General features: G+C 46.3%; 24 protein-coding genes and 3 pseudogenes. 12 read left to right on the top strand and 15 right to left on the bottom strand.

The window, feature by feature from the left end; translation table 11 throughout:
- The first annotated feature begins 112 nt into the window (after positions 1-112).
- The 7 genes and pseudogenes from serS to HUN05_07960 all read left to right on the top strand — a co-directional run bounded on the left by serS (position 113) and on the right by HUN05_07960 (position 6664).
- Positions 113-1393, top strand: a complete 1281-nt coding sequence (gene serS, locus HUN05_07990) for a serine--tRNA ligase (protein WDP85084.1) — start codon at positions 113-115, stop codon at positions 1391-1393.
- A complete protein-coding gene (thrC, locus tag HUN05_07985) occupies positions 1383-2879 on the top strand; it encodes a threonine synthase (protein ID WDP85083.1) in 1497 nt (498 codons plus the stop codon). The genes serS and thrC overlap by 11 nt, the downstream gene beginning before the upstream one ends.
- Before the next feature lie 6 nt (positions 2880-2885).
- Positions 2886-3434: a hypothetical protein gene (locus tag HUN05_07980; protein WDP85082.1), complete on the top strand. Its 549-nt coding sequence runs from the start codon at positions 2886-2888 to the stop codon at positions 3432-3434.
- 73 nt (positions 3435-3507) lie between these two features.
- Positions 3508-3798 (top strand): hypothetical protein, encoded by a 291-nt coding sequence (locus HUN05_07975; GenBank protein ID WDP85081.1) that lies wholly within the window; start codon positions 3508-3510, stop codon positions 3796-3798.
- Between the two features lie 52 nt (positions 3799-3850).
- On the top strand, positions 3851-4324 hold the full coding sequence (locus HUN05_07970; GenBank protein WDP85080.1) for a hypothetical protein: 474 nt from the start codon (positions 3851-3853) through the stop codon (positions 4322-4324).
- A pseudogene (locus tag HUN05_07965) lies at positions 4321-5073 on the top strand (tetratricopeptide repeat protein). The gene HUN05_07970 and the pseudogene HUN05_07965 overlap by 4 nt, the downstream one beginning before the upstream one ends.
- A gap of 379 nt (positions 5074-5452) precedes the next feature.
- Positions 5453-6664 carry an IS256 family transposase gene (locus HUN05_07960; protein ID WDP85079.1) on the top strand — a complete coding sequence of 404 codons (1212 nt, stop codon included), beginning with the start codon at positions 5453-5455 and terminating at the stop codon, positions 6662-6664.
- A 429-nt stretch (positions 6665-7093) separates the two neighbouring features.
- Here HUN05_07960 and HUN05_07955 read toward each other — a convergent pair.
- The 9 genes and pseudogenes from HUN05_07955 to pilM form a co-directional block, all read right to left on the bottom strand.
- Positions 7094-7501 (bottom strand): annotated as a pseudogene (locus HUN05_07955) (type IV pilus secretin PilQ).
- A 22-nt stretch (positions 7502-7523) separates the two neighbouring features.
- A complete protein-coding gene (locus tag HUN05_07950) occupies positions 7524-8684 on the bottom strand; it encodes a hypothetical protein (GenBank protein ID WDP85078.1) in 1161 nt (386 codons plus the stop codon).
- Between the two features lie 56 nt (positions 8685-8740).
- Positions 8741-8923, bottom strand: a complete 183-nt coding sequence (locus tag HUN05_07945; GenBank protein ID WDP85077.1) for a hypothetical protein — start codon at positions 8921-8923, stop codon at positions 8741-8743.
- Positions 8924-8996: 73 nt separating this feature from the next.
- On the bottom strand, positions 8997-9941 hold the full coding sequence (locus HUN05_07940; GenBank protein WDP85076.1) for a secretin and TonB N-terminal domain-containing protein: 945 nt from the start codon (positions 9939-9941) through the stop codon (positions 8997-8999).
- Between the two features lie 105 nt (positions 9942-10046).
- On the bottom strand, positions 10047-10895 hold the full coding sequence (locus tag HUN05_07935; protein ID WDP85075.1) for a hypothetical protein: 849 nt from the start codon (positions 10893-10895) through the stop codon (positions 10047-10049).
- Position 10896: 1 nt separating this feature from the next.
- A complete protein-coding gene (locus HUN05_07930; protein WDP85074.1) occupies positions 10897-11595 on the bottom strand; it encodes a pilus assembly protein PilP in 699 nt (232 codons plus the stop codon).
- Between the two features lie 12 nt (positions 11596-11607).
- Positions 11608-12270 carry a type 4a pilus biogenesis protein PilO gene (locus HUN05_07925; GenBank protein ID WDP85073.1) on the bottom strand — a complete coding sequence of 221 codons (663 nt, stop codon included), beginning with the start codon at positions 12268-12270 and terminating at the stop codon, positions 11608-11610.
- On the bottom strand, positions 12270-12851 hold the full coding sequence (locus HUN05_07920) for a PilN domain-containing protein (GenBank protein ID WDP85072.1): 582 nt from the start codon (positions 12849-12851) through the stop codon (positions 12270-12272). The genes HUN05_07925 and HUN05_07920 overlap by 1 nt, the downstream gene beginning before the upstream one ends.
- Positions 12848-13897 (bottom strand): type IV pilus assembly protein PilM, encoded by a 1050-nt coding sequence (pilM, locus tag HUN05_07915; protein WDP85071.1) that lies wholly within the window; start codon positions 13895-13897, stop codon positions 12848-12850. The genes HUN05_07920 and pilM overlap by 4 nt, the downstream gene beginning before the upstream one ends.
- 313 nt (positions 13898-14210) lie before the next feature.
- On the opposite strand from pilM, the gene HUN05_07910 reads away from it, so the two are divergent.
- On the top strand, positions 14211-15575 hold the full coding sequence (locus HUN05_07910; protein WDP87973.1) for a two-component sensor histidine kinase: 1365 nt from the start codon (positions 14211-14213) through the stop codon (positions 15573-15575).
- Positions 15576-16967 (top strand): sigma-54-dependent Fis family transcriptional regulator, encoded by a 1392-nt coding sequence (locus HUN05_07905; protein ID WDP85070.1) that lies wholly within the window; start codon positions 15576-15578, stop codon positions 16965-16967.
- A 354-nt stretch (positions 16968-17321) separates the two neighbouring features.
- On the opposite strand, the gene HUN05_07900 is transcribed toward HUN05_07905, so the two are convergent.
- The 5 genes from HUN05_07900 to HUN05_07880 form a co-directional block, all read right to left on the bottom strand.
- On the bottom strand, positions 17322-18023 hold the full coding sequence (locus HUN05_07900) for a hypothetical protein (protein ID WDP85069.1): 702 nt from the start codon (positions 18021-18023) through the stop codon (positions 17322-17324).
- Positions 18024-18055: 32 nt separating this feature from the next.
- Positions 18056-18511, bottom strand: a complete 456-nt coding sequence (locus HUN05_07895; protein ID WDP85068.1) for an SH3 domain-containing protein — start codon at positions 18509-18511, stop codon at positions 18056-18058.
- A gap of 19 nt (positions 18512-18530) precedes the next feature.
- A complete protein-coding gene (feoB, locus tag HUN05_07890) occupies positions 18531-20690 on the bottom strand; it encodes a ferrous iron transport protein B (GenBank protein WDP85067.1) in 2160 nt (719 codons plus the stop codon).
- Positions 20691-20692: 2 nt separating this feature from the next.
- Positions 20693-21676 carry a FeoA domain-containing protein gene (locus HUN05_07885; protein WDP85066.1) on the bottom strand — a complete coding sequence of 328 codons (984 nt, stop codon included), beginning with the start codon at positions 21674-21676 and terminating at the stop codon, positions 20693-20695.
- 135 nt (positions 21677-21811) lie between these two features.
- Complete coding sequence (locus HUN05_07880) at positions 21812-22930, bottom strand: ISAs1 family transposase (GenBank protein ID WDP85065.1); 1119 nt, start codon at positions 22928-22930, stop codon at positions 21812-21814.
- Between the two features lie 551 nt (positions 22931-23481).
- Here HUN05_07880 and HUN05_07875 point away from each other — a divergent pair.
- The 3 genes from HUN05_07875 (at position 23482) to HUN05_07865 (ending at position 26206) form a co-directional block, all read left to right on the top strand.
- Positions 23482-24435, top strand: a complete 954-nt coding sequence (locus HUN05_07875; protein ID WDP87972.1) for a tRNA-dihydrouridine synthase family protein — start codon at positions 23482-23484, stop codon at positions 24433-24435.
- Positions 24436-24540: 105 nt separating this feature from the next.
- Positions 24541-25797: a diaminopimelate decarboxylase gene (lysA, locus tag HUN05_07870; protein WDP85064.1), complete on the top strand. Its 1257-nt coding sequence runs from the start codon at positions 24541-24543 to the stop codon at positions 25795-25797.
- 16 nt (positions 25798-25813) lie between these two features.
- Entirely contained in the window at positions 25814-26206 is a 393-nt protein-coding gene (locus tag HUN05_07865; protein ID WDP87971.1) for a YkgJ family cysteine cluster protein, read from the top strand.
- Here HUN05_07865 and HUN05_07860 read toward each other — a convergent pair.
- Positions 26164-26459, bottom strand: a pseudogene (locus tag HUN05_07860) (hypothetical protein). The gene HUN05_07865 and the pseudogene HUN05_07860 overlap by 43 nt on opposite strands.
- Positions 26460-26896: the final 437 nt, after the last annotated feature.

Here is a 26896-nt window from a genome sequence, read left to right as displayed (position 1 = left end):
ACCGGCAATAATCATTGACTGTTTACATGGCCCATGTTATCTGATTACAATTGTGTAAAATCTTATAAATATCGACATTTCAACCCATTAACCAGGCAGGACAACGACCAAAATGCTGGATATAAAACAGTTAAAAAATAACTTGGACTTCGTTAAAAAAGGAATGGAAAAACGGGGTGCCAAGATTGATTTTTCCCAATTTTTGAAAAACGAAGAAAGCAGAAAAACACTTTTGCTTGAAATAGAAACGCTCAGACATAAACGAAATACGGTTTCAGATGAAATTGCCAAGATGAAAAAATCCGGACAGGATGCCCAGTCCAGCATTGATGATATGCGGGCCGTGTCAGAGCGGATAAAGGGGCTTGACAAAGCACTTGGAGATCTTGAATCCCAGATAAAAAATTTTCTCATCTCCCTGCCCAATCTACCCCATGATGATGTGCCCAAGGGAAAGGATGATACCGAAAACAGGCTGGAAAGAACATGGGGCAGTCCCAGACAATTTGACTTTACGATCAAAGACCATGCAGATATTGGTGAAGATTTAGGCATACTCGACCTTGCCAGGGCAACAAAGCTTGCAGGTTCCAGGTTCCCTCTGTACTTAGGTGCAGGCGCCCGTCTTGAAAGGGCATTGATCAATTTCATGCTTGACATCCACACCAGAGAGCATGGATACAAGGAGGCCCTGCCCCCGTTTATCGTTAACCGGGCCACCATGACAGGCACGGGTCAGCTGCCCAAATTTGAAGAGGACCTTTTCAAGCTTGAGGGCCTGGACTACTATCTCATCCCCACATCCGAAGTGCCGGTCACCAATATTTTTGCCAAAGAGATCCTGGACGAGTCAAAGCTGCCGGTCAAATTCACGGCATATACCCCCTGCTTTCGTTCAGAAGCAGGCTCTTACGGCAGGGACACCAAAGGCCTGATCCGTCAGCACCAGTTCAACAAGGTTGAAATGGTCAAGATCACTTCGCCGGACACCTCCTTTGATGAACTCGACTCCCTGCTGGCCAATGCGGAAACCATTCTCCAGCGCCTTGATCTGCCCTACCAGGTCGTGACATTATGCACGGGAGATCTTGGATTTTCAGCCACCAAAACCTATGATTTAGAGGTGTGGATGCCGGGCCAGAACAAGTATCGGGAAATATCTTCCTGCTCCAACTGCCTGGATTTTCAGGCCAGGCGGGCCAATATCAGGTTTAAACGGCAGAATGCAAAAAAGACAGAATTCTGCCACACCCTGAACGGATCAGGCCTTGCCGTGGGACGGACCTTTGCAGCCATTTTAGAAAACTACCAGCAGGAAGACGGTACAATCACCGTACCCGATGCACTGGTACCGTACATGGGGGGCCAAAAGGTAATTGAAAATGAATCTTGATCTTTTTCCAGAAGAGATAAGGCCCTACATTATTCCTGAGCCCAAAGGAGAGCTTTACTATAAATGTCTGGGCTGCGGTGGGGAATACGGCATTGAAAAACTGCTCTATGTCTGCCCTGAGTGCAACCAGGTCCTGCTCATCCATGACCGGCAAAAAGCCCGTCTCAAAGAAATTTCAGGGCCCATGTGGCAAAAAATATTTGACTATAGAAAAATGCTCAAAATTCCAGCGCTCAAAGGGATTTACCGGTACCATGAATTTATCGGGCCTTCCATCCCCCTCTCCTCGATTCTCTATCTTGGAGAAGGACATACCCCTATGGTTGAAGCCAATGGACTGCTTCAGGAACGAACAGGGCTTAAATTCTACTATAAGAATGACGGGCAGAACCCCAGCGCCTCCTTTAAAGACCGGGGAATGGCCTCGGCCCTGTCCAGCATTAAATACCTGATTGACCAGGGACTGGTCTCTGATGTTATTTCAATTTGCGCTTCCACGGGAGATACCTCGGCAGCGGCAGCCCTCTATGCCTCTTATCTTGGGGATGCTGTAAAATCAGCGGTATTGCTGCCATATAAAAAGGTGACCTCTGCCCAGCTGGCCCAGCCTTTGGGAAGCGGTGCCAACGTCTTTGAAATCCCGGGCGTGTTTGATGATTGCATGAAGGTAGTTGAACATCTCTCATCCAAATATCCGGTGGTGCTGTTAAACTCAAAGAACGCCTGGCGTATTCTGGGCCAGGAATCCTATTCTTATGAAATTGCCCAGGACTTTGACTGGGACATGAGAGACAAGGTGGTGGTGCTCCCCATCGGTAATGCAGGCAATATTTCTGCGGTGATGAACGGATTTTTAAAATTCCTGGAGGCAGGCATCATCACCTGCCTGCCCAAAATCATCGGGGTTCAGTCAGAACATGCCGATCCTGTGTACCAATATTACCTGGAACCCAATGAGGAAAAACGGTCATTTAAGCCAGTGGATACCCAGCCCAGTGTCGCCCAAGCAGCAATGATCGGAAATCCCGTATCCATGCCCAGAGTGATCAAAATTGCCAAAAAATACAACCAGGCAGACCCGGGCGCAACCAAGGTGTTTATCGTACAGGTCAAAGAGCAGGAAATCATGGACTGGCAGTTGACGGCCAACCAAAACGGCCACATCACCTGCACCCAGGGCGGTGAATGCCTGGCAGGAATGGTTCAGGCAAAATCCCAGGGAATTATTCATTCAAAAGAGACCGTCATTCTGGATGCCACGGCCCATGCCATCAAATTTTCAGGATTTCAGGATCTTTATTTTAAAAAGGAACTGCCGGCCTCATACCGGGTTTGCCCGGATGATGAATTCATCAACCTGCCCGTTCTAATTTCCCCGGACGACCCAGATCTTGCCCCATCCCAGGAAAAGCGATTGGCAAAATCCGAATTCCAAAAATTTGTCAATGATATCTCCCAAAAAATCGCAAACCACCTTGATCTGTAATCAACCATGAAACCGCTTTGGGCAATCATACTCGTCGGGCTGTCCCTGGGACTCATATCCTTTGGTCAGCCTTTGCCATCCCGCGCAGACGGGGTAAAAACCCATTATAAGCAATATTCCATTTTCACCTATGAAAATGAAGATTACCTGTGCGAACCCTATCGGGTTAAAAAAGATGATTGGCTTTATAAAATATTTCGTCAAAAAGGAGAAATTTCAGCATCGGATTTCCCCCGCTTTTTAACCATATTTCAAAAAATAAATCCCCAGCTCAACAATATTGACGCCATTGCCCCGGGTATTCAAATTTTAATCCCCCTAAAACGGGTAGACAAAAAAGCCTATGTTCAAAAAGAGGACGGGATGGTTGAGGTCCCAGTGCTTGAATTTTCACTTAACCTGGACGAAAAAAACCTGGCAGCTTTTATTCATAAACGTTCCGTAAAAAAGGGAGATACGGTTTCAACCCTTTTGGGAAAAGACCTTTACCCGTCTCAACCCGGATATCCAGGATATCAACCAAATTTATCCTGGGGCACACGTCCTGGTTCCTGACCCGGACATCCTGTCACAGCCCTGGTTTGAAACCCTGCTCGCCCAGGGATTGCCTGATATTTCCCAGCAGCTTATGTCAAAAAAACAAGGAAGTGCCCCCCTTCCGATTCTCTCTCCCCAGGATCTGGGCCGCCTGAAACGGTATGCCCAGCTCATTCAGGGAACCTTGATGCATGAAGGAAAAATTTATTTTCCCGGACAAAAAGGCGATTCAGCCAAAATGCTGGATCTGTCAAAAACCCCGATACTGGAAGACCCCACAGGGAAAAAGACCCTTATCATTCCGGAGAAAGCCTCCAAAGCCAGCCTGGATAAAGACCTTGTTGCCGCCATGAAAGCCTATTGGAAAAAAATCCAACTATGAGGAGCTTAACACCACCCTTTCCCGCAAATCCATATTTTTCAACAAAGAGGCCATGAATGAGGTCCCAAAATCCCAAAAAGCCCTGGTCAAGGCCCTGGTATCTGCCACGCCCTTTTCCTATGAGGCCGACGCCCATTTCCCCATTCTCTTAAAAAATATTGAAATGACAGTATCCCTTGGACGGATCACCCATGACAATAAACCAGACCTTCTGGTCAATACGGGCAGCGTCTATGGGATGGCCTTAGAACTTGTCAAAAAAAACGGGTATGAAATACTCAATCTTTCACCGGATCTCACCTTTGGAGAAACCGCGTTGATGCTTTTTGCAAAACTCGGATATACCACCTGGAAAAATCCCTCTTTTAATTCAAACGGAAAAGTGGAAACCATCTCTGGAATTTATGTAAACGCACAGATGGAAAAATACTTTATTACCAGAACTCCCCCTTTGGAAAGGGCAGAATCCTTTTTAAAAAATGAGGGAATAACCTTGTTAAACCTGGGTGAGGATCCGACTTTATGAAAAAAAATATTCAATTAATACTGGTCTTGTTCTTTGTCGTATCATGCACCAGCGCGACAACGCCCCAAAAAAAAGTCAAGATTGCCCAGGCCATCAAAAAAGAAGGTGATGTGTATCAGGCTCAAGGGGATTATACAACGGCCCTGGCCAAACTCCTTGAAGCGGAAAAACTGGTCCCCAACGATCCCTATATTCAAAACAGTCTGGGCCTGGCCTATATGGGAAAAAAAAGATATGAACTGGCTGAAAATGCCTTTCAAAAAGCGCTTTCAAAAAAACCAGACTACACCGAAGCCATCAACAACCTGGGTGCCGCTTTTCTTCGACAAAAAGAATGGGACACGGCCATCAAACAATTCCAGCTTGTTCTGGATGATTTGATTTACCCTACCCCCCATTTCCCTCTGACCAATATCGGGTGAGCCTATCTTGGGAAACAAAATTTTCCCCAGGCCCAGTCTTATTTTTTAAAGGCCCTAGAAGAGGAGCCCAGGTTTCTAACCGCCTCCCATGGTCTTGCACAGGTTTACCTACGCACAGGTCAATATGATCGCGCCATGACCTTTCTTCATAAAAAAATAAGGCGATCTCCCGATGCTGCCATCCTCCATGCCGACATAGCCCAGGCCTATGAGGCCAAGGGCCGGATCAAGCAGGCAATAAAGGCCTGGCAGCTTGTACTAAGGCTGGTGCCGGAAAATTCAAGCCTGGCCCGCAAAGCAGATGATCATATCGTAAGACTTCAATAACACTTTTTGTGCATAAAAAAGTCTCCGCAAGCCCCCTCTCAGATTGAGTTATAATAGCAGGCCGTATGGTTCAAAAGGGAACGCAATGATGAAAACGGCGATATTTCTTCCAATTCAATGGACGGACAGAGGGTCCGCTCCCAATGCCAGAGGGGCATCTGTCAGGTTTAAATCGGATATACATGTACTGGAATCTGTGGCCTGAACGGATAAAAGCCTGTACAAATAAAATAGCCCATACATGCTTAAAGGCGTTTACCCCGAATATTTCATAACCTGAAGGCCAGAAACTGACAATTTGGGACAACGGAGAGGGCGTTCAAAATTCTGTGTCAGTTAAATGAAAGCTGATATACTCAGCTAAATAAGGAGAACTGACATGACCGAAGAAAACACCGAATTTGATTTTCAAAAAGCCCTTAAAGGCATCCAGGAAGGTAAACCCTTCACAGGTAAGGGCGGCGTCCTTACATCATTAATCAAAAATCTTGCTGAAGCTGCTCTTGAAGGAGAGTTGGAGTCCCATCTCGGGCAGGAAGTTTCTGCCAACCGCCGTAATGGAAAAAGCAAAAAGACCATTAAATCCCTGGATGGTAAATTTGAGCTGGAAACCCCGCGTGACAGGGCCGAAACCTTCTCTCCACAGATCGTCAAAAAACATCAGACAACGCTCAGCGATGAAATTGAAAGAAAGATAATAGCCCTTTACGGCCTGGGCATGAGTTATAATGATATGGCTTCCCATTTACAGGAAATCTATGGACTTGAGATTTCAAATGCCACTCTGAGCACCATTACCGATAAAATCATCCATACCGTCAAAGAATGGCAGGCCAGGCCGTTGGAAAATGTGTACCCAATCGTATGGCTTGATGCCATACATTATAAAGTACGAGAAAACGGAAAGGTCGGCAGCAAAGCCGTTTACACAATTCTTGGGGTGAATATCGAGGGCCGCAAAGAGGTTCTTGGGCTGTACATATCCGAGAATGAGGGTGCGAACTTCTGGCTGCAGGTGTTAACAGACCTTTCAAACCGAGGGGTAAAAGATATCCTGATTGCCTGTGTTGATGGTCTAAAAGGTTTTCCCGAGGCCATTGAGACCATATTCCCGGACACAGAAGTTCAACTCTGCGTAGTCCACCAGATCCGAAATTCATTGAAATACGTTGGTTCCAAAAATAAAAAGGAATTTATGGCAGATCTAAAACGTGTTTATAAAGCGGTCAATAAGGATCTGGCCGAAGAAGAACTGGATATCTTGGAAAATAAATGGAATGACAAATACCCGATTGTGATAAAATCCTGGCGGAACAACTGGGAACGCCTCAGTCATTTCTTTAAATATCCAGAAGAGATTCGACGGATAATATACACCACAAATACCATTGAGGCTGTGCATCGACAGTTTCGAAAACTGACCAAAACAAAGGGATCATTCCCGAACCAGGACAGCCTGTTAAAGCTGCTTTACATGGGGATCCAGAACGCCAGTAAAAAATGGACAATGCCGATTCAAAATTGGTCACTGACAATTTCCCAGTTGGCAATTTTCTTTGAAGGCCGGCTGGATAAAGAGCTGGGAATTTGATAGGGATTTATTTACAGATGGAAAAGATGGTTCCAGGAACTCCACTCCAGCAAAAGTCAACTCCTCCGACGTGGCTGATTGAAGGCCCATTCTCGGACCTGACTTTTACTTCCGCTGGCGCTGAGGCAGATCCGAGAACCGAAACCGTGACACAGAATTCTGAACATTCCCACAACGGATATTAATTTTTTTAAATACAGTTAATTATAATTACTTGCCAAGCCAATTCCAAGGGTGCAAATTGACACCCTTCGGGCAAACCGATTTTTTTTCATCTGCGGCGTTGCAGACCGTTTGCAGTAGAGTTACTACGGCTTCAAGGTATGAAAATCAATTCGCGAAATATTCGGGTTAGGATCTTTTTCAATTCCGGCCTGAATATATCGATATAAATGCCCCCCGGGCGGGGGGCATTTAAAAATAAAACGACTAATTTACCGCTCTTGAACCCTGGCGTTTTTGTTCAAGCTGAACAATGGACGGGGTCAGAAAAATCAGCAGCTCGTTTCGATTGTCCTCTTTGGTTTTTGTGGAAAAAAGATAGCCTAAGCCCGGAATCCCGCTCAAAAAGGGAATCCCGTCATCATCATCGCTCTGGGTGGTTTTGACCACGCCCCCGATCACCACGGTATCGTTATTGTTGACCAACAGTTCTGTTTCAGCCTCATTGGTGGCCAGGGTGGGGACCCCTGCAGTGACACTTGCCACGTCATTTTTGGTCAGGCGCACTGTCATTGAAATCCGTTTGTCCGGGGTCACATGGGGGGTGACCTCAAGCAGAAGATCAATATCTTTAAAGGCAACCGAGGATCCGCCTGAGTCATCCCGTTCCAGATAGGGCGCATTCCCATTTTCCCGGTTATACCGCTGGCACTGGATTGTGCATGTTTGCCATCTGCTTCAGGCAGTTCCAACGCCCTGCTTTATAAAATGATCGCAGCATAATCATTTTTTCTGCATTCTCCCGATACCAAAAGATGCATGGACCTTTAAGACGTAAATTCACGACTCTCCGAATCGAACTTTCAATAGCACCGCTGCCAATAGGTAAGTTCAACGCTTTTACAGTTGAGAAATTAAGCCTCAGTTCATTGCGCACAAAATAATCCCGTTCCGTCTTGATAGCCTTACTGTTTCTGCCTCTACAAAGCTTCTGGACGGCCTGTACCACCTCAATCGCCTTTCCCTTCAGCAGAAGACCTCGCTGCTTCAATACCCAGCGTTTGCGTTCCTTGGATGACCAGGTCTTCCTTAAGCCTGCTACTGTACCCAGATGCTCAACTGCATGGTAGAAATCGAGAAGTTCATACACACGCTCAGGAGCCAAACCCAATGCTTTTAGCAGTCCGGGGATTCGATTCCAAATCCAATGTGCCCCATCTGCAACAAACAGTATTTTGTCTGAGTTCTGAATATGAAGGGAGTTCAAATAACCCTTTAACAAGTGGAATACACCATCCGGTCCATTGAAACAGCCATCAATAAATGGTGAAAAGCTTTTTTCTTGTTTTCCATGGGCGTCCACTACATAAATGATCAAAAGCTTGGGTTCTCGCCATGCCCCACGAAATCGGGTTCTATCCTTTTGGGTTTTTGGTCCCCTTTTCTTCTCTCTGAGCCGAGTGCGGCCACCATCAGTGCTGATAACGACTCGCCGCCCTTCAAGTAAATCTCCATCATTTAATGGGATTCGGCCCGCTTGTTGTTCGGCTCGAGCCCGCTCTGCGTACCGATAGGTCAGTTTGCGGATGACCTTTATACCCAACGTCATCCCACGGTCACAAAGCACTTGACGGACTTCTTCAAAAGAACTTAATAAGGCTGACCAAGAACTCACCATAGAAGCCAAAGCAGGCGAGCAGCGATCATGGATTCCAAGAAGGATTAAACCAGCGTATGCACCTTTATATCTTTTTCCTTTTCGGCGGTCACAGGACCTTCGATAGTATCGAACATGAATATCAACCGAACTATCTGTACAAAGCTGAATCCAAACTGTCTCAAGCCCTTCGCTTTTCATCCGTCCCGGCCAATTGGACATCAATTCTTTTTCTTGGTCGACCTGTTCAGAGGAATCTACTGAGGCCTGGATCTTTTTTTTAAAAAAAAGGCGCTTATCCGATTTGTATACTCAAGGATTTCCTGCTCCATCTGTTCTAATTCGTTAGCGTTACGAACCAAGCGATTTGGATCTTCTTCCAGTTTTTTGAGGCATGCAAGGACTTCATCAACAGTATTACAATCTTCAGCTTTCTTCATTAGCACAATCCATTTATGTTCATTTCAGCGTAACAGAGGATATCATTCTTTTTGCTCTAAAAGACAGGCCTTTTTAAAACCGGGAAAATGGGAATGCGCCCTCCAGATATGCATATTCCTGGCCCTGCTTGATCATGGCCTTTTTATTATCCAGGGTCAAAATCCTGGGAGAAGATACAATCCTGACATCCCCCAACTCCTCTGAAGCTTCCAGTTGGGCATTCAAGGCCGTTACCGAAGAACCGAAAAGCCTGAAAAATGAAAAATCCGTATTAACGCCCACATTGGCGCCATTGACGGAAACGCTGAAATCATCCAAAAACCCAGACGTAACGCTTGAGGCATTGGACAGATTCCAGTTCACACCGATGCTTCTTGAAAATTCCTTGGTGACTTCAACCACTTTAGCCTCGATCATGATCTGCGGGGTCACAGTATCCAGTCGATAGATCAGATCCTGTGCCTGATCTATTTTTGCCTGGGTATCGGTGATAATAATCATATTGGTCCTCTGATCCACAGATATCTTTCCCCGTTCAGGCGTCAGAATTTGTGATACATGGGGCTCAATATCGGTTGAGGCATCAGAATAGTTAATGGGCACATATTCTGTGACCAGAGGCTCTAAAGCCACCTTCTGCTCCATGGCTTTTTTATGGGCTTCAATGGCATCCTGGATCAGTTGCTCTTCATTTTTAAGGGTCTCTGCCGTGGCAATACGGACCACATTCCCTTCCATTTTTTTGCCCAGGCCGTTCATCTTTAAGACCAAATCCAAAACCTGATCCCATGGCACTGCCTCTTCAAGACTCAGGGTCACCTTTCCCTGGACATCCTGGTCAATGGCAAAATTCATTCCGCTGACACTTCTTAGGATCCTGAACACATTTTTAATATCTGTATCGTAAAAATCCAGCTTGATCTTTTCTCCGGTATACGGGGCAGGCGCATTGGTCAAAACAGACTCTGGCAGGGAGGGATTCATTAAGGCCTGACGGGCAGGCCCAATCTCTGACACGCTCGTTTCACCTGATAATACATTTTTCCTGGCTTTGGTAAATTCTGGGGGCTGTACAGATGACGGCTCAAACACCATTTGAATCCCGTCAGCAGTCTGGGCCACTCAAAACGGCACCTGATCCCTGATTTTAATCTCAACCCTTGTATCCTTTGAATTGTCCGGATTCGGACCGGGGTCCACCCGTTCCACAGCGGATTTAAAATACCGGGGCAGCAAGGGCCGCTGGTGATGTTCGGGAATCCTTGTGTTGTGCAAAATCAAATACAGATAGTCCGGGCCGGCCTGACGGGTTTCATAACGGACCGGATGACTTGTCTGAATCCGGATGTCGGATTGTCCGGTTTGGGTGGTATCAAATTCAATATGGGTCAGCATTGCCTGGGCATCCGGAATGACAAGGTCTTCCTGATTCATTGTTTTGTCAGAGGCGGCGTTGGCCGCTGGGGTCTCCAAGGCCTCCGTTTTTAAAGGCATGGCCGTTTTTGTGACTTCTTCCTGAAAAATAATCCCTAAGCGTTCCCCCTGTTCTCTAACCTGGTATTGAAGGTCCTGGGTCATTAAAATATCTATTTTAGCCGTTGTCCTGCCCTCATCGGCATACCCCGCCTTGATACTGGAAACCCGGGGATCAGCGACAGATTCCGGAACAAGGCCGGACCTCAGCCGGGTATCCGGCAGATAAACGGAAACGGCAAAGGGAAATGACTGTTTGATAGAGGTATATTCAAAGGGTTGGGACCCTTGAATCCAAACTTCGAGCATGCCTTGGCCATGGCTGACCGAGACTGCCTCAACAAGCCTTGGTCCAGCATTGTCAACAACCTTGACATCCTTTTCCGGGGCCAAATTTTCGGCCTTATGGGTTGCACACCCTGCCACAAGGAAAAGTGCCAACACAGCACTGACCACCATCATCCCATGTTGTTTAACAGCAGACTGATAATACCCCATTTTATTCTCCACCTTCACTTTTATGAAATTTGATCTCCTGGAGCCGCTCTTTCCGGTTTCCCTTATAATCTTTAACATACTCTTTGACCACAATCCCTTCCCTATGGATCGCAGATACCCGTCCCTGATTCCTGCCAATATAGGTTCCCAGCTTTACCTCGTATCCCTTACCGCTGGCCTCTTCAACCATGGCAATGGTACTGCCCCTCAGTTCAATAACGGCCACAAGTTTAATCTGGCTCAAATCCATTTTTTCCAATGGTGTCAATTGCCGCATGGACTTTTCAGGTCCGGCCTGGCCTGGAATGCCTTCCCCGGATATGGGCTCTTCTTTTTCACTAAACAGGGGGACAAAAGGATCCACCCACCCCCGGGTATCGTATGTAACGCTCTCTTCATTGACCACCGGCTCTACCTTGGCCATTTTATCCTTTGGATTCAGCGGGATCGCAACCAAACCAGGCATTGCCGCCTTGACTCCAGAAGACTTTGCCGCCCCGTTTTTTTCATCCGCCTTTACCTGGTCAGTGACAAGATTATCTTTGCCTTTGGCCGAAGGGGTCGGTTGTCCAATGGATTTAGAAACAACCAAGACCGGTTTCTGGGGGGGCTGGGTCTTTTTTTCTTCTTTACAGGAGATTAAACAGAACAACAGCATGCCCAGACCTGTCACACAAAATATTTTAATAAATTTTGCCATACCAGATGCCAATTATCCTCTTTTTTTATTTTTCTTGCCTTTTTTGTCCTTGGACGCTGCCTCGCCCGGATCCGCAAACATATAGGTTACGGCAGAACATTTCATTTGAACCTGTTCTTTTGTCTTAGGATCAGTTGTCATGGACATATCCTGAATATTGACAATTCGGTTCAGACCGGCCACCTGAAAGAAAAAGTCCGCGACCTGGTGGTAACGCCCCCTCACGGTCATGGACACAGGAATTTCCAAATAAAACTCCTTGTTGACAATGGGTTCCGGTTGAAACAAAAGAACGTCAAGTCCGGCTTTGCGGCCGGCCTTGGAAACACCTGTAAGCAAGGAAGGAAGTTCCTTTTTATCGGGCAGTGCCTTCATTGCAATATTAAACCGTTCCTGGGCCTCAGCCATTTTCTTCTCGTACTTTGCCAGGGACCTGGCCTTGATCTTATAGGATTCAAGCTTGTCTTGCTGGACCTGAAGTTCTTCTTTGGCCGCTTTGAGCAATTCATACCTTGGCGCAAAAATAAAATAATAATAAGCCCCGCCGATGAGCAAAAGGGATACACAACAAACCACCACCCGCTGGATCTTTGTTAATTTTCCAATCCTGACAAAAAAGCTCTCCAGTCTTGCCTGAATCGGGTTACCGATTTTTTCCTTGTTTTCTTCAGCCATTAGTTTTTACCCTCTTTGGGTGGTTCTTCTGGAATGACTTGCTTTTTCAGGCACAATAATTCAAATGATTTCAGGTCAACATCCCCTTCAAAGCTCCTGACCTTGGACCGTTTCAAATCAACAGAGGTAAACAGGGGAGATTTTTCAAGATTTCTCATAAAATCGGCAATGGTAGGATTGTCAAAAGCAATGCCTTGAACGGTAACGCTTGTTCCGTCGGCCTTAAGGTTTTCTATCCACATCCTGGTCTTTACTACCCGGTCTGCCATTTCTTCTAAAAGGATCTGCTGTTCGTTCTTCCGGGTCTGAAGTGAGGCCACAATTTTCAGTTTTTCGTTCAGTACTTTAAGCTTTTTCTTAATGTCCGTCACCCGATTTGCCTTTTCCTTGTACAGCAGAATCTGGGCCTTTACAGATGCTGTGTCCCCTTCTATACTGGTTATTTCCTTTTCCATGCCAAGGGTATACCAGGTCAATGACAAAACAATCAAAAGAAGGGAAAGAAGAAAAACAGAGACCTGACGGCGGACATTTTCTTTTTTCCGGGCAAGCCTGAACGGCAAAAGATTAATCCGTATCATTTGTCATCCACCCGTCTCATGGCAAGCCCCAATACAATAGGGGCCTGGAGTTTAAGTCCCTCAAGGTCATCAATTTGTGCGGGGTCCATGATAAGTCCTCCAAAGGGATTGATATTGGATACCTGTACATCCAATTCCGACATCAGGCTTTGGGCAAAGGTCTTCATGAACCCGCCGCCGCTGAGCAAAATTTTTTCAAGTTTGATATCATTGGTGCCGGATTCAAAGGTATGAACCACTTCACAGATTTCAGAGCACCATTGATTGGATATATTTGTACAGATCTCGTTGATTGTTTCCTCATCCTCAGCCGTGTTTGCCCCGGCCAGAAGAATTTGGCAAGCTGAATCAAAATCCACTCCGAGACGATCACTTATGGCTTCAACGACTTGATTCCCCCCGGCCATCATATCCCGCATCATCATGGAATGATTGTCTTTTAAAATGTTCAATGAGGTTTTAGAGGCTCCCACGTCCACCAGAAGCGTCACAAATTCCGGATTTTCATCTGGCAGGGTTTCATAAATATTTTGAAGGGCAAAAGCATCCACGTCAATAATATAGGGGTTCAGTCCTGCCATGCGGATCAGTTCAATATATTCTGCCACCAAATCTTTTTTGACGGCTACCAACAGCACATTCATCTGGTCAGGCGAAAACTCGCTTTCCCCCAGAATTTGATAATCGATATTCACATCGTCAATATCATAGGGAATATATTGCTCAGCTTCGGTCCGAATCGTTTTATGCAGTTCTTTGTCTGAAATTTTGGGTGTGGAAATGGTTTTGATCACCACGGAATGACCACCCGTTGAGATGGCCACATTTTTTTCTTTGATTTTCTGGGACTTGAACAAGGAGCGGATAACCTTGGCAAGGCCTTGCATATCAACGATTCGGCCTTCATCAATCGCCCCGCTGGGAACAGGGGCAATACCAAACTTTTTAAGGGTGTTTCCCTTTTTGCCCATTTTCAGTTCAGCCACTTTAATGAAAGCAGAGCCAATATCTAAGCCGACAAGATGATCTTTTTTTCCGAATACCATACGCCCCTACCTTAAAATGGCTATCTTAAATGGCCTGAACTAAAGATTATACATTTGTAATTTGTATTGCTATGTCGTATTAATATTACTATAATTTGATACGATATGTACCTAAAGTCAAGTATAATCCTTCTTTTAAAGGATTGAATAGCAAATAGAAAAAGGATTTGTCAAATAAAAAACCGATAAAATATGAAAAAAACTTCCCAAATTATCTATTAATGTGAAAAAACTACCCCCAAAACCCAACCCGGCACCCGGCACCCGCCCCTTTATTCTTGTCAAGGCCTTTACCGTGTCAAGTCTTATTGTCATGCTCACGGCAACCATTGTCATTGCAGCTCTGAATGCACACTGGGTCCGGAATATTCTGCTTGAAAAAAGCAAAGAGTATAACCGGCTCCTGGTTGAAAACCTCAACCACCAGATTTTTCTGCGGTTTGTCGCCCCAGTGGTCTTCAAGCATGGAGAAGTCAAACTAAGGGAAAAAAGACAACACCAGCTTTTAGATGCCGTAGTCAAATCCACCCTCCACAGCTTCCACGTTGACATGGTCAATATCTATGGTACGGACAATATTATCGGGTACAGCTTTGACAAAAGCTATATCGGCAAAAAAAATGCCGGCGGCGTCCACTATGAAAGGGCCATGAAAAGCGAGGCCACCTCCAAACTCATACAAAAGGGAAGCTTTCTGGAACTGATGTTCTGGTTTCCCAAAGAAACCAAAATCGTCACCTTTGCCCCTTTGATCCAGGAGGTTCAATTGTCCCGGGCCAACAAAGACCGGATGGTCATCGGGGTTATTGAAATCATCCGCGATGTATCCCAGGATTACCAGCAGGTATTCAAACTCCAGGGGCTGATTGTTGCCAGCTGCGCCATCATCATGGGGGTTCTCTTCCTGATCCTCAGATTTGTGGTCAAACACGGAGAAAAAATTATACAGACAAGGGCTGAAGAACGGCTGAAACTTGAAGAAAAACTCAGGCGGGCCGAACACCTCTCTGCCATCGGTGAAATGACGGCCGGGGTCTCCCATGAGATACGAAACCCCTTGGGCATTATTAAAAGCAGTGCCCAACTGATGAAAAAAAAAATGAGCCGCCTGGATCCATCCACCAATATTCCGGACATCATTGTTGAAGAGTCCACCCGGCTGGATCATATCATCAAGGATTTTCTTGATTTTGCCAGACCTAAAATCGCAGATTTAAGACCTTGCGCCATTGAGGATATCATTGAAAAAAACCTGGTATTCCTATCCCCCAAAGCCCGTGAGGAAAATGTCAGGATTGTAAAGGATTTTCAAAACAACCTGCCCCTGATTTTGGCAGACCCGACAATGCTGTATCAGGCATTTTTGAATATTTTCCTCAATGCATTCCAGGCCATGACAACAAAGGGTACCATTACCATTGCCACCCGGTATGATTCAGGCATGGTGCATATCAGTTTTACCGATACAGGAGAAGGCATAGACCCGGAAGTCATCAAAAAAATATGGACCCCTTTTTTCACCACAAAAGAGACAGGGACCGGGCTTGGGCTTGGCATCATCAAAAATATCATTGAGGCCCACCAGGGCAGTTTAGAAATTTCCAATGTCTCCCCCCACGGGACCCGTCTGGAAATTGCACTGCCCGCCGAAGAAGAGAATTTCAAGGAGCAAAGATAAATGGAAAACATATTGATTGTTGATGATGAAAAGCACTATCCCATGATCATTGGAGAGGTGCTTTCAGAAGAGGGGTACAAGACATTTACCGCATCAAGCGGTATGGAGGCCTTGGACATCCTCAACAGCCAGCTCATCGACCTGGTTCTTTCCGATGTTAAAATGCCCGGCATGTCAGGCATAGACTTATTGGAAAAAATAAAAGAGATCAAGCCCGACCTGCCCGTCATTATCATGACGGCATTCGGCAGTGTGGAAAAAGCGGTAGAAGCCATGCACAAAGGGGCCTATACCTTTATCTTAAAGCCCTTTGAAAATGAAGCCCTCATTGCCCATATCGGCAAGGCCCTTTCCATGTATAAGATTGTCCAGGAAAATGTCATTTTAAGAAACGCCATCCGCTCCAGGTATCAATTTGACAATATTATCGGCAAAAGCAAACCCATGCAGGAACTCTATGAAATCATAGAAAAAGTCGCACCCACCAATGCCTCGGTTCTCATCGAAGGAGAAAGCGGCACTGGCAAGGAACTGGTGGCCAAGTCCATCCATTACAACAGCCTGAGAAAAAACCAGACCCTGGTGGCGGTAAATTGTTCTGCCTTTGCCGAGTCCCTTTTGGAAAGCGAATTATTCGGACATGAAAAAGGGGCCTTTACCGGGGCTGCCAACATGAAAAAAGGACGGTTTGAACTGGCTGACAAGGGCACCCTTTTCCTGGATGAAATCGGGGAACTGCCCATGCCCCTGCAGGTCAAGCTTTTAAGAGTGCTTCAGGAACGGACTGTGGAACGGGTCGGCGGAACAGAGCCCATCCAGGTGAATTTCAGGCTCATTGCCGCCACCAACAAAAACCTGGAAGAAGAGGTGAAAAAATCCAATTTCAGAGAAGATCTTTACTACCGCCTCAATGTGGTCAAGGCCACCATGCCGCCGTTGAGGGAACGCCAGGAAGACATCACCCTGCTCATCAATCATTTTATTCAAAAGTACACCCAGGGCCCTGAATCCGCCGGCACCTCTGTCACAGGCATAGACAAGGAGGCTGCACAAATCCTCTGCGACCATGAATGGAAAGGCAATGTCCGGGAACTTGAAAATGTCATTGAGCGGGCCGTGATCCTCTCAGGCTCAAACCGCATTGCCAAATCAGATCTCCCCCCCCATATCCGAAATACCCCTGGCACCCCCCTGCAATTGGACGGAATCCCAGAAGGGGTAGGCCTGTCCGAAACCCTTGCTGCCGTGGAAAAGCGTATGATCCAAAGGGCCATGAAAATGTCAGGCAATGTCCAGACCAAAGCCGCCCAGATTTTAGGCATCGGTAAAAGCGGCCTCAACCAGAAATTAAAAAAATTCAATCTGGACAAGGAATTGAACCTGGGAAAATAATCATACAAAAGTCCTGGGGTTCAAAATTTTGAATTTCGGCTAACCCGCTTAAAAATTTGGATATCAGCCGGTTGGAAAAAGCCTCGCCCCCTTTGGGGTTCAATTTTTTGAACTTTTAGAACAATTTGTAAAAAAAAAGAAGGGGGAAAAATCAGAATTGCGGTGCTTTTAAAAAAAATATATTTTGTTTTTAGTGACTTAAAGATTTAAACAGGGAATTTTTAAAAGAATGGCCAAGATTTTGCATTTTAAATTCTCACTAACCAGCGGTTAGTTTTTTCATCTTTTTTTCCTTTTCTAAAAAAGGCTGCCAAACGGCAGCCTTTTTTAGTGGTACTCACTTTTTTTCAATCGCTATTGACCGCCATCGACCTTGGCCTGGGCAATGGCTTTGTACAGGGAATCTTCATTTTCCCTGATGATCTTTTCATACATTTTCAGGCTGGATGCCATATCGTTCTGTGCTTCATAAATCAAGGCCAGGGCAAATCTTGCTTCATCTTTTAAAAGAGAGGATGTCCCTTTTTCAATTTTAAGATAAAAAGATTTTGCCTGTTCAGGCTCTCCCTTTAATTGGGAAAGGTTTCCAAGGGCTGAAAGCAAAAAATTTCCCATTCCCGCCTCATTGCCCATGGCCTCCAGGGCGTTGGAATACAGGGTAAAGGCCTTATCGTATTTTTGGGCATCAAAACAAATTTTTGCGTAACTCACCTGGGCCATGCGTCCGGCATTGGTGTTGGCATATTCTTCAAGCAGGTCATCAAAATCATCCTTGACCGCCTCAAACCCTTTTTGGAAATCCTGATCCTGGGCATAGACTTTTGCATACTCGGATCTGGCCTTGGCCGCCAAATTGGACGCCTCAAGTTCCGAGCGTTTAAAGCTGAACATGATGGTTGAGAAAACCACACAGACCACCACGACAGCACCCAGAATCAAAATCAACTGTTTTTTGTTTTTTGAAGCATAGGCCATCCCTTTTACCAGGCTCTCCTGAAAGGGGTCCATCTGTTCCAGTTCTTTTTTTCTTTCGTTTGATACGCCTTGTTCCGACATTTGTATACCCTTATCCCTTATGAATTTTATAATTACCAGACAAGCGTTTTGTAAATCCAGCCGGTCTCACCGTCTGCATGTTCAACACGAATCCAGTTTCCTTTTCGTTTCAGCACCTTGAACGGCACCCCCCGTTCAACCCTGAGAACCACCTTGGTCTTTTTGTCCGGTCCTGACCTGACATTACATTTTTCCTTAACAGAAATAACGGTATTAATTTTTGCGAGTAAAGATTTATGAACCCAGGCCGTATCCCCTTCAAAATCCTTGATCTCATACCAGTCCTTTTTTTTGGAAACCACAATAAAGGGATGGTATTTTTCAACCTGCCAGAGCACCTTGTATTTGGTGCCGGCACCATCCCTGAGGTTTGCAATTGAAGACTTTACGGCCAGGCGTTCGGCAGCAAAAGCCGAACCTGAAACCATTGCCCACAGGATAAAGAAAAAAACGATTCTTGATATTGCCCTTGACCATCCACTCCACATAAACATCTCCAATCTAAAATCAGCTTAGCATCATTCCGGTCTGGTATACCAGAAAAGACATCCCCCACGCAACCGTGGTGGTATAGACCACGTTGAACCAGGCCCATTTGGGCGATGCTTCCCTGTAAATGGCAACCACCGTTGCAAAGCAGGGAACGTACAAAAGCACAAAAACCATCATGGACAAGGCCGACAAAGGGGTCATTCCCGACGATTTAAGCGCATTTGAAAGCTCATCTTCTCCATCATTTCCCACCCCGTACAACACCCCCATGGTTGAAACCACAACCTCCTTGGCCACAAATCCTGTGACCAGGGCCACACTGGCCTGCCACCCAATACCAATGGGTAAAAAAACCGGTTCCAGGGTTTTTCCGATCATACCAATATATGACCCTGCCACCCGTTCCTGTTCTTTGAGGTTTAACATATGTTGAATTTCACGCCCGAGCTCATCAGATGCCTGCCTGCGTTCCGTTTCATTCTGAAGGGTTGCCGTCCTGGCCAGAGATGCGGATCTTGCCGTCTCAATTTTGGCATCGTAATCCACTGAAAATTCAGTTTGCATCGGAAAGGTGGACAATACCCAGATGATGATGGATCCGACAAGGATAACCCCTCCCATCTTCTTGAGAAACATTTTACCCCGGTCCCACATGTGGATCATCAGACTTTTGAGCATGGGCACCCGATAGGGGGGCAGTTCCATGACAAAGGGGGCTTCCTCTCCTTTAAACATCAGTCCCCTTAAAATCCGGCCGGTAAGGATGGCAAGGAGGATACCTGTGGCATAGAGGCAGAAAATAATGGTGCCGGCCCTGTGGGCGAAAAAAGTTCCTGCCAATACAATATAAACCGGCAGCCGGGCCGAGCAGGACATAAAGGGAGTCATTAATATGGTCAATACCCGGTCCTTTTGATTTTCAAGGGCCCGGGTGGCCATAATGGCCGGCACATTGCATCCAAATCCCATGAGCATGGGAATAAATGATTTTCCATGAAGCCCTGAGGTATGCATAACCCTGTCCATGAGAAATGCCGCCCTGGCCATATATCCGGTATCCTCAAACAGGGCGATGCAAAAGAACAAAATCAGGATATTGGGCAGAAAAACAATGACCGAACCAATGCCGGCCACAATTCCGTCCAGCACCAGGGATTTGAACAAAGAAGGGTCCATCATCCGGTCCAGAAAACCGGACAGCAGTCCCACCCCGTGCTCGATCCATTCCATGGGATAGGCCCCCAGAGAAAAGGTCAACTGAAACATGGCCCAGATAAAAAAGATAAAGACCGGTATCCCGAAAAACCGATCCGTGAGCACCAGGTCAATATTTCTGGACATATCAATCCGTTTTTGGGCGGAAAGACTGACAGTCGCCTTGATCAATCCCTCAATCACCCCGTACCGATCGTCGGTGAGTATGATTTCAAAGTCATCCTGATAAAGATCAAAGATCCTCTGCCGGCAGACCATGGCCGTCTCAAGCGCCTCTGAAGCGCCTGAGCGTTCTTGAATCTCTTCTTTGATCAGTTTGTCATCTTCAAGCAGTTTAATGGCCTGCCAGCGGTTGCGCACCGGATCGCCATGTTCTGATTCAAGGTCAGCACAGACCATTTCAATACAATTTTCAATCTCTTTTCCATAGTTTATCCGGCGGGCGGTTTTGCCTGATTCAAAGGCCGCAATTTCACTGACAGCCGCATCAAGAATATCATGGGTTCCCTTGTTCTTATTTCCCACGGTAAAGACCACGGGCAGATTTAAAAGGCCGGAGAGCTGGTCGGCATCAATCTTGATCCCCTTGGCCTTGGCCATGTCTGCCATATTCAGGACAAACAAGGCAGGCCGTCCCAGCTCAAGGATTTGAAGGGCCAGAAACAGGCTTCTTTCAAGGTTGGATGCATCAATGATATTGATCACAATATCAGGCGCCTGGTTCAGAACATAATCCCTTGCCGTGACCTCTTCTATGGAAAAAGGGGTAAGACTGTATGTCCCTGGAAGATCAACCACCCGGATCTCATGATTCTTGTATTTCAGGCGGCCTTCTTTTTTTTCAACCGTGACCCCGGGCCAATTGCCCACCTTCTGCCGGGCTCCGGTCAAATTATTAAAAATCGTTGTCTTGCCGCAGTTGGGATTGCCGGCCAGGGCAATGGTGATTTCATCTTTCATTCTTATTTTTCTCTAACCCTTACATCCTCAACCAGGATATTGCCGGCCTCTTCCACACGCAGGGAAATATGATAGCCTTTTACCACCAGTTCAAGGGGATCCTTGAGCGGGGCATATTTTTCCACATAGATCTGGGTTCCCCGGTTGATGCCCATTTCCAATAGCCTTCGTCTTAAAACACTTTCCCCGGACACCCGGACAATTCGCCCTTCCTGACCTGCTTTCATCTGACAGAGTTTAACTATCCCTTTACGGCATCGTTTTCTGGGGCAGGTTAAAAAGTCAGTATGCCCGCACCCGCACCCCCTTGCCATGGGGGTTCCCCAGATTTTCTCGGCCATGCCCGTGCCGATCACCAGCCGGTTTTCTCCCAGGGCCACCACCACCTGACCGCCAATGCCATTGGAAACCAGCTCAACAACATCCCCGATCTTGAGCCCCATGGAAGAAATCCTCAACTGCATTTTTCTGCCGGCTTCCACGGATTTAACGATCAACCGTTCTCCGGGTTTGGCCTTGGAAAGGGGAACCAATTTTTCCCTTAGAGCCATGCACTTGGAACAAAGACCATAAATTTCCATCTTATGCTGAAGCATATGAAACCCATAAGCCCGGGCCAGCTTTCTCTGTCGCTCCTCTATGGCCTCATCCTTGAACTCAAGTATGGCCCCGCATTTGGTACAGATCATATGGTCGTGGTGCACCCCGAGATGCCGGTGTTCGTAGAGGATGATATTGTCCTTGTGAAAGTTCACCTGGTTGGCGAACCCAAACCGGCACAGCTGTTCCATGCTCTGGGCGATGAACTCATCGGACATGGATGTGCCGTCCGCCTTAAGCTGTTCTGAAATCTCTTGGACGCTGACATGGTGCTCAAGTTTTAAAAAAGCCTCCAGCACCTGGAAGCGTTCCTCAAACCGATCAAGCCCCTCTTGCTTAAAGAGCCGCCGAAACTGTTTTTTATCCTGCTCATGCCTATTGAACATGCTTAAATAATCCCCAATAAAATAACGTATTAAAATAGGATATGTCCCCTGGCTTGTCAAGGCGTAGCCGGGTTTAAAACAGGGCTCACGCATGTAAATATTGTAAAGTGCCTATAGTTTTGATTGGTTCAAGTATCATCCAAACATAACTTCCTCCAGATATTTGATATCCATAGCAGCATTCAACCTTTTGGTTTTTACACTCCCTTTAAATGTCTTATTGTTCCGTAATAAATTTAATGCAATGTGCCGAATCGCTGCAAAATTCTCAGGAGAGTTCCCCTTTCTGACTCTGCTTTCGTCTTCACGGAACGCAATATCCAATACCCAATGCACTGAATTTTCAATTCCCCAATGCCTCCTGACAGCATTACCAAAAATATTGGGGTCGCTATCCAGGCTCGATATATAATATCGCTTTTCATGACTGATCTGGCCGTCCATTTCCCGGGTGGATTCAATCATTCCAATACTTTTCAAACCTTTCCAACTTTTTTTATCTTCAAACCAATCAATATCAGAGGTTATCACAGCCCTGCGCGTTTCGACTCGACCGTGCCCTCCGTCAACACTGGTCTGTTCATTAAACTGGTACCCCTGATTTTTCATTTCTTCCATTTTATTGAAAAAAAGTACCGCTTCATCATGCAAGGTTTTATGATTTTCTTTCAGGGCAAGGACATAGTCACACCCTTTGTTTATTATGGTTTCAGCGATTTTCTTTTGAGTGCCCATGGCATCAATGGTTATAATGCAGCCCGAGATATCTAAAAGTTTTAAAAGATTTGGAATGGCCGTAATTTCATTTGATTTTTCTTCGGTTTTTAATTGCCCTAAAACCACTTTATTAGACGAAGCCCACGCACTGATCATATGAATGGCTTTCTTATCATTGGAGGTATCGTGTGAACGCCTTAGAGTTTTGCCGTCGATTGCAATGACTTGACCTTTGGTCATCTTTGCAACCGACTGAACCCAGTGCATAAAACTGCTCTGAAATTCATTCGGGTTCATCCTTTCAAAAATTCTGCCAAAGGTGTCATGGGAGGGTATCCCATGGGGAAGGCTTAGAAATTTTGACAACCACCTTTTTCTCTTTTTGCCAAAGTTTTCAATTTGCTCATAAGTGTCTGCGCCAGCAACTACCGCACAAATTGCGATGATGACGACATCAATTAAATTATGAAGCTTATTGTGGTGTCTGGGGTCCTGAATATTGTCAAAAAAAGTTTCAAGAGATTTTTTTTCGTTCATTGGCAACTCCTTGTGTTTATTGGCATATATATCGTATCTGTGCAGCGATGTCTAGGAAAATTTTGTTCGATGCTCATATACTATAACAAGCCAGGAGAGCCAGGCTGGGATAGGGTGAAGGGGGTGGAGTGGCGTAAATGAGCGGCCCGCCAGGACGGCATAGGTCCGATCATTTCCGCTTCTTAAGCGGTCAGGACGACCGCTTAAGATTTAACGGAATCCCCCTCACCTATTCCAGCCGGGTAAGGACGAATCTTAATAAAAGTTACATGCGATGACCCTGGGGTTTAAAAAAACACCCCAAGCCAAGGCCAGGATACCCAAGGTTTATTTTTAAGCGGCCTGACCGGATCTTCCCCCATGTTGGGCCCGGGACGTGCCCGATATGAATCAGGGCAGATTCAAATTTGACAATCAGCTATTATTTCAGTTATATATCCTTTTTTTAATCCCTAAAATTGCCGGATATATGCATTGTGATTTCCCATGAACAGTTAAAAGAGTATCTCTGCCGCCCCCTGGCCATTGGCAGCAAAAAAATAGAAAACCGGATGGTCCTGGCCCCCATGGCCGGGCTGGGCCATATTGCCTTCAGACAGATGGTCACCGAATTCGGCGGATTCGGCCTTTTGTTTACCGGCATGTGTTCGGCCGGGGCCGTTCCCCATGAAAACCCGCGGATCTCACAAGTCTTTAGCTGGCGGCCCCAGGAACTTGACCACACGGTCTGCCAGATTTTCGGCAGCACCCCCCAAAGCATGGCCCTGGCAGCCAAACGCATTGAAGACGAAGGTTTTTTCGGGGTGGACTTAAATTTTGGCTGTTCTGTGGCGGCCATATGTAAAAGGGGATGCGGGGCCGCCCTGTTAAAAACACCGGACCTTGCAGCCCAAATTGTGTCCGAGGTCCGCAAGGCCGTTTCCTGCCCTGTCTTTGTCAAATACAGAACCGGATGGGAAAATAACCCTGAATTTGCAGCAGCCATGGGCAACCGATTTGAACAGACCGGCGCAGACGGACTGACCTTTCATCCCCGGGTGGCACCGGACCGGAGAAGCCGTGCCCCCCAGTGGGAAATCATCGGCCAGGTTCAAGACGCAGTCAATATCCCGGTATTTGGCAATGGCAACCTGTTTGAGATTCAAGACGGGATGAAAATGATAGACCAGACCCAATGCCAGGGGCTGTCCCTGGGCAGAATGGCCGTGGCAAGGCCCTGGATATTTGCCCAGTGGACCCAGGGCCTTGAGCCCAAAGAAGAGATCTATTACGAGACCGCCATGAGAATGGCTCAATTGCTCACAACCCATTATGAAGACTTTTTTGCCTTAAAAATGTTTAAAAAATTTGCCCCCTATTTTTGTGCCAATTTTAAATTTTCCCACTCTATTTTAAAGAAGATGATGAAGGCAGATACCATGGACGCCTTAAAAGAAAATATAAAGGTCCAGCTCATGCCTTGCCCCCAGACCCTGAGCGTGCCGAATATAAATCTTTTTGTCTGATAAATTACGAATAAAACTCATAGCAATCGCTATTATTTAGAATAATATTCTTGACTAACCCTTTTTTGATGATAATATATCTCCACACACAAGGGAGAAATCAATATGAGATCTGACATTCTTATCGCCATTGCCCAACAATACAATACCCCTGCCTATGTCTATGATCTGGACAGGATCAAAACCCAGTATGCAGAATTTAAAGCCGCATTTGACTGGCCCAAACTAAAAATTTGCTATGCCATGAAAGCCAATTTCAACAAAGATATCATCGGCTGCCTGGCAGCTTTGGGATCAGGCATTGATGCCGTCAGCCCCGGAGATCTTTACATGGCGCAATCATGCGGGATAAAGATCAATAATATCATCTATACGGCCAACAATATAACCGATGCCGAGATGAACGAAGTGGCCGATACCGGCGTACTCATGAATATCGGTTCTTTGTCCCGGCTTGAAAAATATGCAAAGGCCTTTCCAAATACCCGGGTCTGCCTCAGAATCAACCCGGATGTGGTGGATGGGGCCCATGACAAAATTAAAACCGGCGGGGATCTGACCAAATTCGGTATTCTGCTTGAGGATGTAGACAAGGTTTCAGCCATTACCCGGGCAGCAGGCCTGAAAGTAGTGGGGCTTCATGAACACACAGGCTCTGGACTGCAAAACCCCGATTCAATTATCCAGGCCATGAACCAGGTCATGACCATTGCCACCCCAACGAATTTCCCGGATCTTGAATTTCTTGATTTCGGCGGCGGATTCAAGGTGCCCTACGGGCCGGATGAATCCCCCATAGACTTAAAATCCATGGGCAAGGCGGTGTGCCAGGTTTTTTCCCAATTCTGTAATGACTATGGCCGAGAACTTGAACTCTGGTTTGAACCGGGCAAATTTTTAACAGCCCAGGCCGGCAGCCTGCTGGTAAAGGTCAACACCATAAAACGCAACCGCCACAGGACCATCTGCGGCACAGACTCAGGATTTCCCCAGCTGATCAGGCCCATGTTCTACAATGCCTATCACGCCATTGACAATCTATCCAACCCCCAGGGAAGCCCCCAGGTTTATGATATCTGCGGTAACATCTGTGAAACCGGGGATCTGTTTGCCAAAGACCGGACCCTGCCCCGGATAAGGGAAAATGATCTTCTGGTCATCCAGAATGCCGGAGCCTATTGTTATGCCATGGGCGGCAATTACAATTTAAGACCCATGCCGGCCGAAGTGGTGGTGGAAAATAATGAATACAGGCTTTCAAGACGGCGGCTGAGCTCTGAAGAGCTTGTGGCCATGATCACAGGTGAGTTTGAAAAAAAAAGAATGGACCCAAAATCAAAAAAACGACCTGATGCGGCCTGAAAACAGCGTGGATAATATGCCTTTGAACAAAGAACTGGATCTCACAGACTTTCACTGTATCCAATGCCATGCCTGCTGCAGGGAATCGGGATATGTCAGACTCGGCCCTGAAGACCCCGATGCCATTGCCCAATATTTAGGGCTGGATGTACACACCTTTACCAATACCTATACCCGGTTGACCCGGGACAGGCAGACCCTGTCCCTGATCGAGCAAACAGACGGGGCATGCATTTTCCTAACAGACAAGGGCTGCAAAATTCAACCGGTCAAGCCTGTTCAATGCGAAAATTTCCCCCATAAATGGAAATTTTCTGATTTTGAAAATATCTGCGAATGGGCAAAACAACAGCGCCAAAATAAAAATCACATGCCCAGAATACCCAACCCCTCTTCAAGCTCAAAATAGGGTTTGATATCATAGGTGTATCCCTTGACCCCGAAATAGACTAAAAGGCTTTGACCAACCGCCTGAAGCGCCTCGCCAGCCGGTGAGTTTCCACTTCATAGTAGGTAATGGAATGGATGCCCTTGCCGGTACTTGAAGAGACATAAGGGCCTTTTTTTATAATATAATCGGGCAAGGCCTTTGCCGTCAAATACCGTTTGGCTATCTCCCGGGTGCTTTCCGGCGGATAGTGAACATTTGAAATAATAATCATGGGGTTTCCTTTCTTCTTTTCACGGTTGCCTCCCCTGGGCAGGGGAATTTTAAACGCCTGACCCAAACCCTTAAATTCAACCCAAGGCCCTTGGAGCATACCCCCATATTTCCGGAAAATTCAAAACTCATCTCCCGGCACTGCCTCTCATACCCAAGTTCACCGCTTATTTTTATATTGGCTTGAATATGAGGGTGTTCCGTGCTTTCGCGGGCCACCCGCAAAGGTACCATATTGCGGTGCCAAGCGAGCGACGAATGAAGGTACTCCGCAATGAGGAACAAACCAAGACAACAAAGAAAATGTTTCTGTATGGTGGATCAGGGGCATACGCCCCTTCTTGACAAACCGAAATTCAAGCCTGATGGCCAATGCAAAAAAAGGCCTGCCCCATGAAAAACCTACAGGCAGTTAGGGCCGTTGACAAATGAATTTAA

Source organism: Desulfobacter sp., assembly GCA_028768545.1.
Lineage (GTDB): Bacteria > Desulfobacterota > Desulfobacteria > Desulfobacterales > Desulfobacteraceae > Desulfobacter.
This window is presented reverse-complemented; position numbering and strand designations above follow the sequence as displayed.

What these genes read in the sequence shown, in the direction of transcription:
- feoB (WDP85067.1), bottom strand. Translation starts at nt 20,690, where the DNA reads ATGAAAGATGAAATCACCATTGCCCTGGCCGGCAATCCCAACTGCGGC.
- HUN05_07980 (WDP85082.1), top strand. Translation starts at nt 2,886, where the DNA reads ATGAAACCGCTTTGGGCAATCATACTCGTCGGGCTGTCCCTGGGACTC.
- pilM (WDP85071.1), bottom strand. Translation starts at nt 13,897, where the DNA reads ATGGTATTCGGAAAAAAAGATCATCTTGTCGGCTTAGATATTGGCTCT.
- HUN05_07905 (WDP85070.1), top strand. Translation starts at nt 15,576, where the DNA reads ATGGAAAACATATTGATTGTTGATGATGAAAAGCACTATCCCATGATC.
- HUN05_07960 (WDP85079.1), top strand. Translation starts at nt 5,453, where the DNA reads ATGACCGAAGAAAACACCGAATTTGATTTTCAAAAAGCCCTTAAAGGC.
- HUN05_07970 (WDP85080.1), top strand. Translation starts at nt 3,851, where the DNA reads ATGAATGAGGTCCCAAAATCCCAAAAAGCCCTGGTCAAGGCCCTGGTA.
- HUN05_07865 (WDP87971.1), top strand. Translation starts at nt 25,814, where the DNA reads ATGCCTTTGAACAAAGAACTGGATCTCACAGACTTTCACTGTATCCAA.
- HUN05_07935 (WDP85075.1), bottom strand. Translation starts at nt 10,895, where the DNA reads ATGGGGTATTATCAGTCTGCTGTTAAACAACATGGGATGATGGTGGTC.
- HUN05_07950 (WDP85078.1), bottom strand. Translation starts at nt 8,684, where the DNA reads ATGAAAAGCGAAGGGCTTGAGACAGTTTGGATTCAGCTTTGTACAGAT.
- HUN05_07875 (WDP87972.1), top strand. Translation starts at nt 23,482, where the DNA reads ATGGTCCTGGCCCCCATGGCCGGGCTGGGCCATATTGCCTTCAGACAG.
- lysA (WDP85064.1), top strand. Translation starts at nt 24,541, where the DNA reads ATGAGATCTGACATTCTTATCGCCATTGCCCAACAATACAATACCCCT.
- HUN05_07900 (WDP85069.1), bottom strand. Translation starts at nt 18,023, where the DNA reads ATGTCGGAACAAGGCGTATCAAACGAAAGAAAAAAAGAACTGGAACAG.
- serS (WDP85084.1), top strand. Translation starts at nt 113, where the DNA reads ATGCTGGATATAAAACAGTTAAAAAATAACTTGGACTTCGTTAAAAAA.
- HUN05_07880 (WDP85065.1), bottom strand. Translation starts at nt 22,930, where the DNA reads ATGAACGAAAAAAAATCTCTTGAAACTTTTTTTGACAATATTCAGGAC.
- HUN05_07945 (WDP85077.1), bottom strand. Translation starts at nt 8,923, where the DNA reads ATGAAGAAAGCTGAAGATTGTAATACTGTTGATGAAGTCCTTGCATGC.
- HUN05_07925 (WDP85073.1), bottom strand. Translation starts at nt 12,270, where the DNA reads ATGGCTGAAGAAAACAAGGAAAAAATCGGTAACCCGATTCAGGCAAGA.
- HUN05_07975 (WDP85081.1), top strand. Translation starts at nt 3,508, where the DNA reads ATGTCAAAAAAACAAGGAAGTGCCCCCCTTCCGATTCTCTCTCCCCAG.
- thrC (WDP85083.1), top strand. Translation starts at nt 1,383, where the DNA reads ATGAATCTTGATCTTTTTCCAGAAGAGATAAGGCCCTACATTATTCCT.
- HUN05_07930 (WDP85074.1), bottom strand. Translation starts at nt 11,595, where the DNA reads ATGGCAAAATTTATTAAAATATTTTGTGTGACAGGTCTGGGCATGCTG.
- HUN05_07920 (WDP85072.1), bottom strand. Translation starts at nt 12,851, where the DNA reads ATGATACGGATTAATCTTTTGCCGTTCAGGCTTGCCCGGAAAAAAGAA.
- HUN05_07910 (WDP87973.1), top strand. Translation starts at nt 14,211, where the DNA reads ATGCTCACGGCAACCATTGTCATTGCAGCTCTGAATGCACACTGGGTC.
- HUN05_07885 (WDP85066.1), bottom strand. Translation starts at nt 21,676, where the DNA reads ATGTTCAATAGGCATGAGCAGGATAAAAAACAGTTTCGGCGGCTCTTT.
- HUN05_07895 (WDP85068.1), bottom strand. Translation starts at nt 18,511, where the DNA reads ATGTGGAGTGGATGGTCAAGGGCAATATCAAGAATCGTTTTTTTCTTT.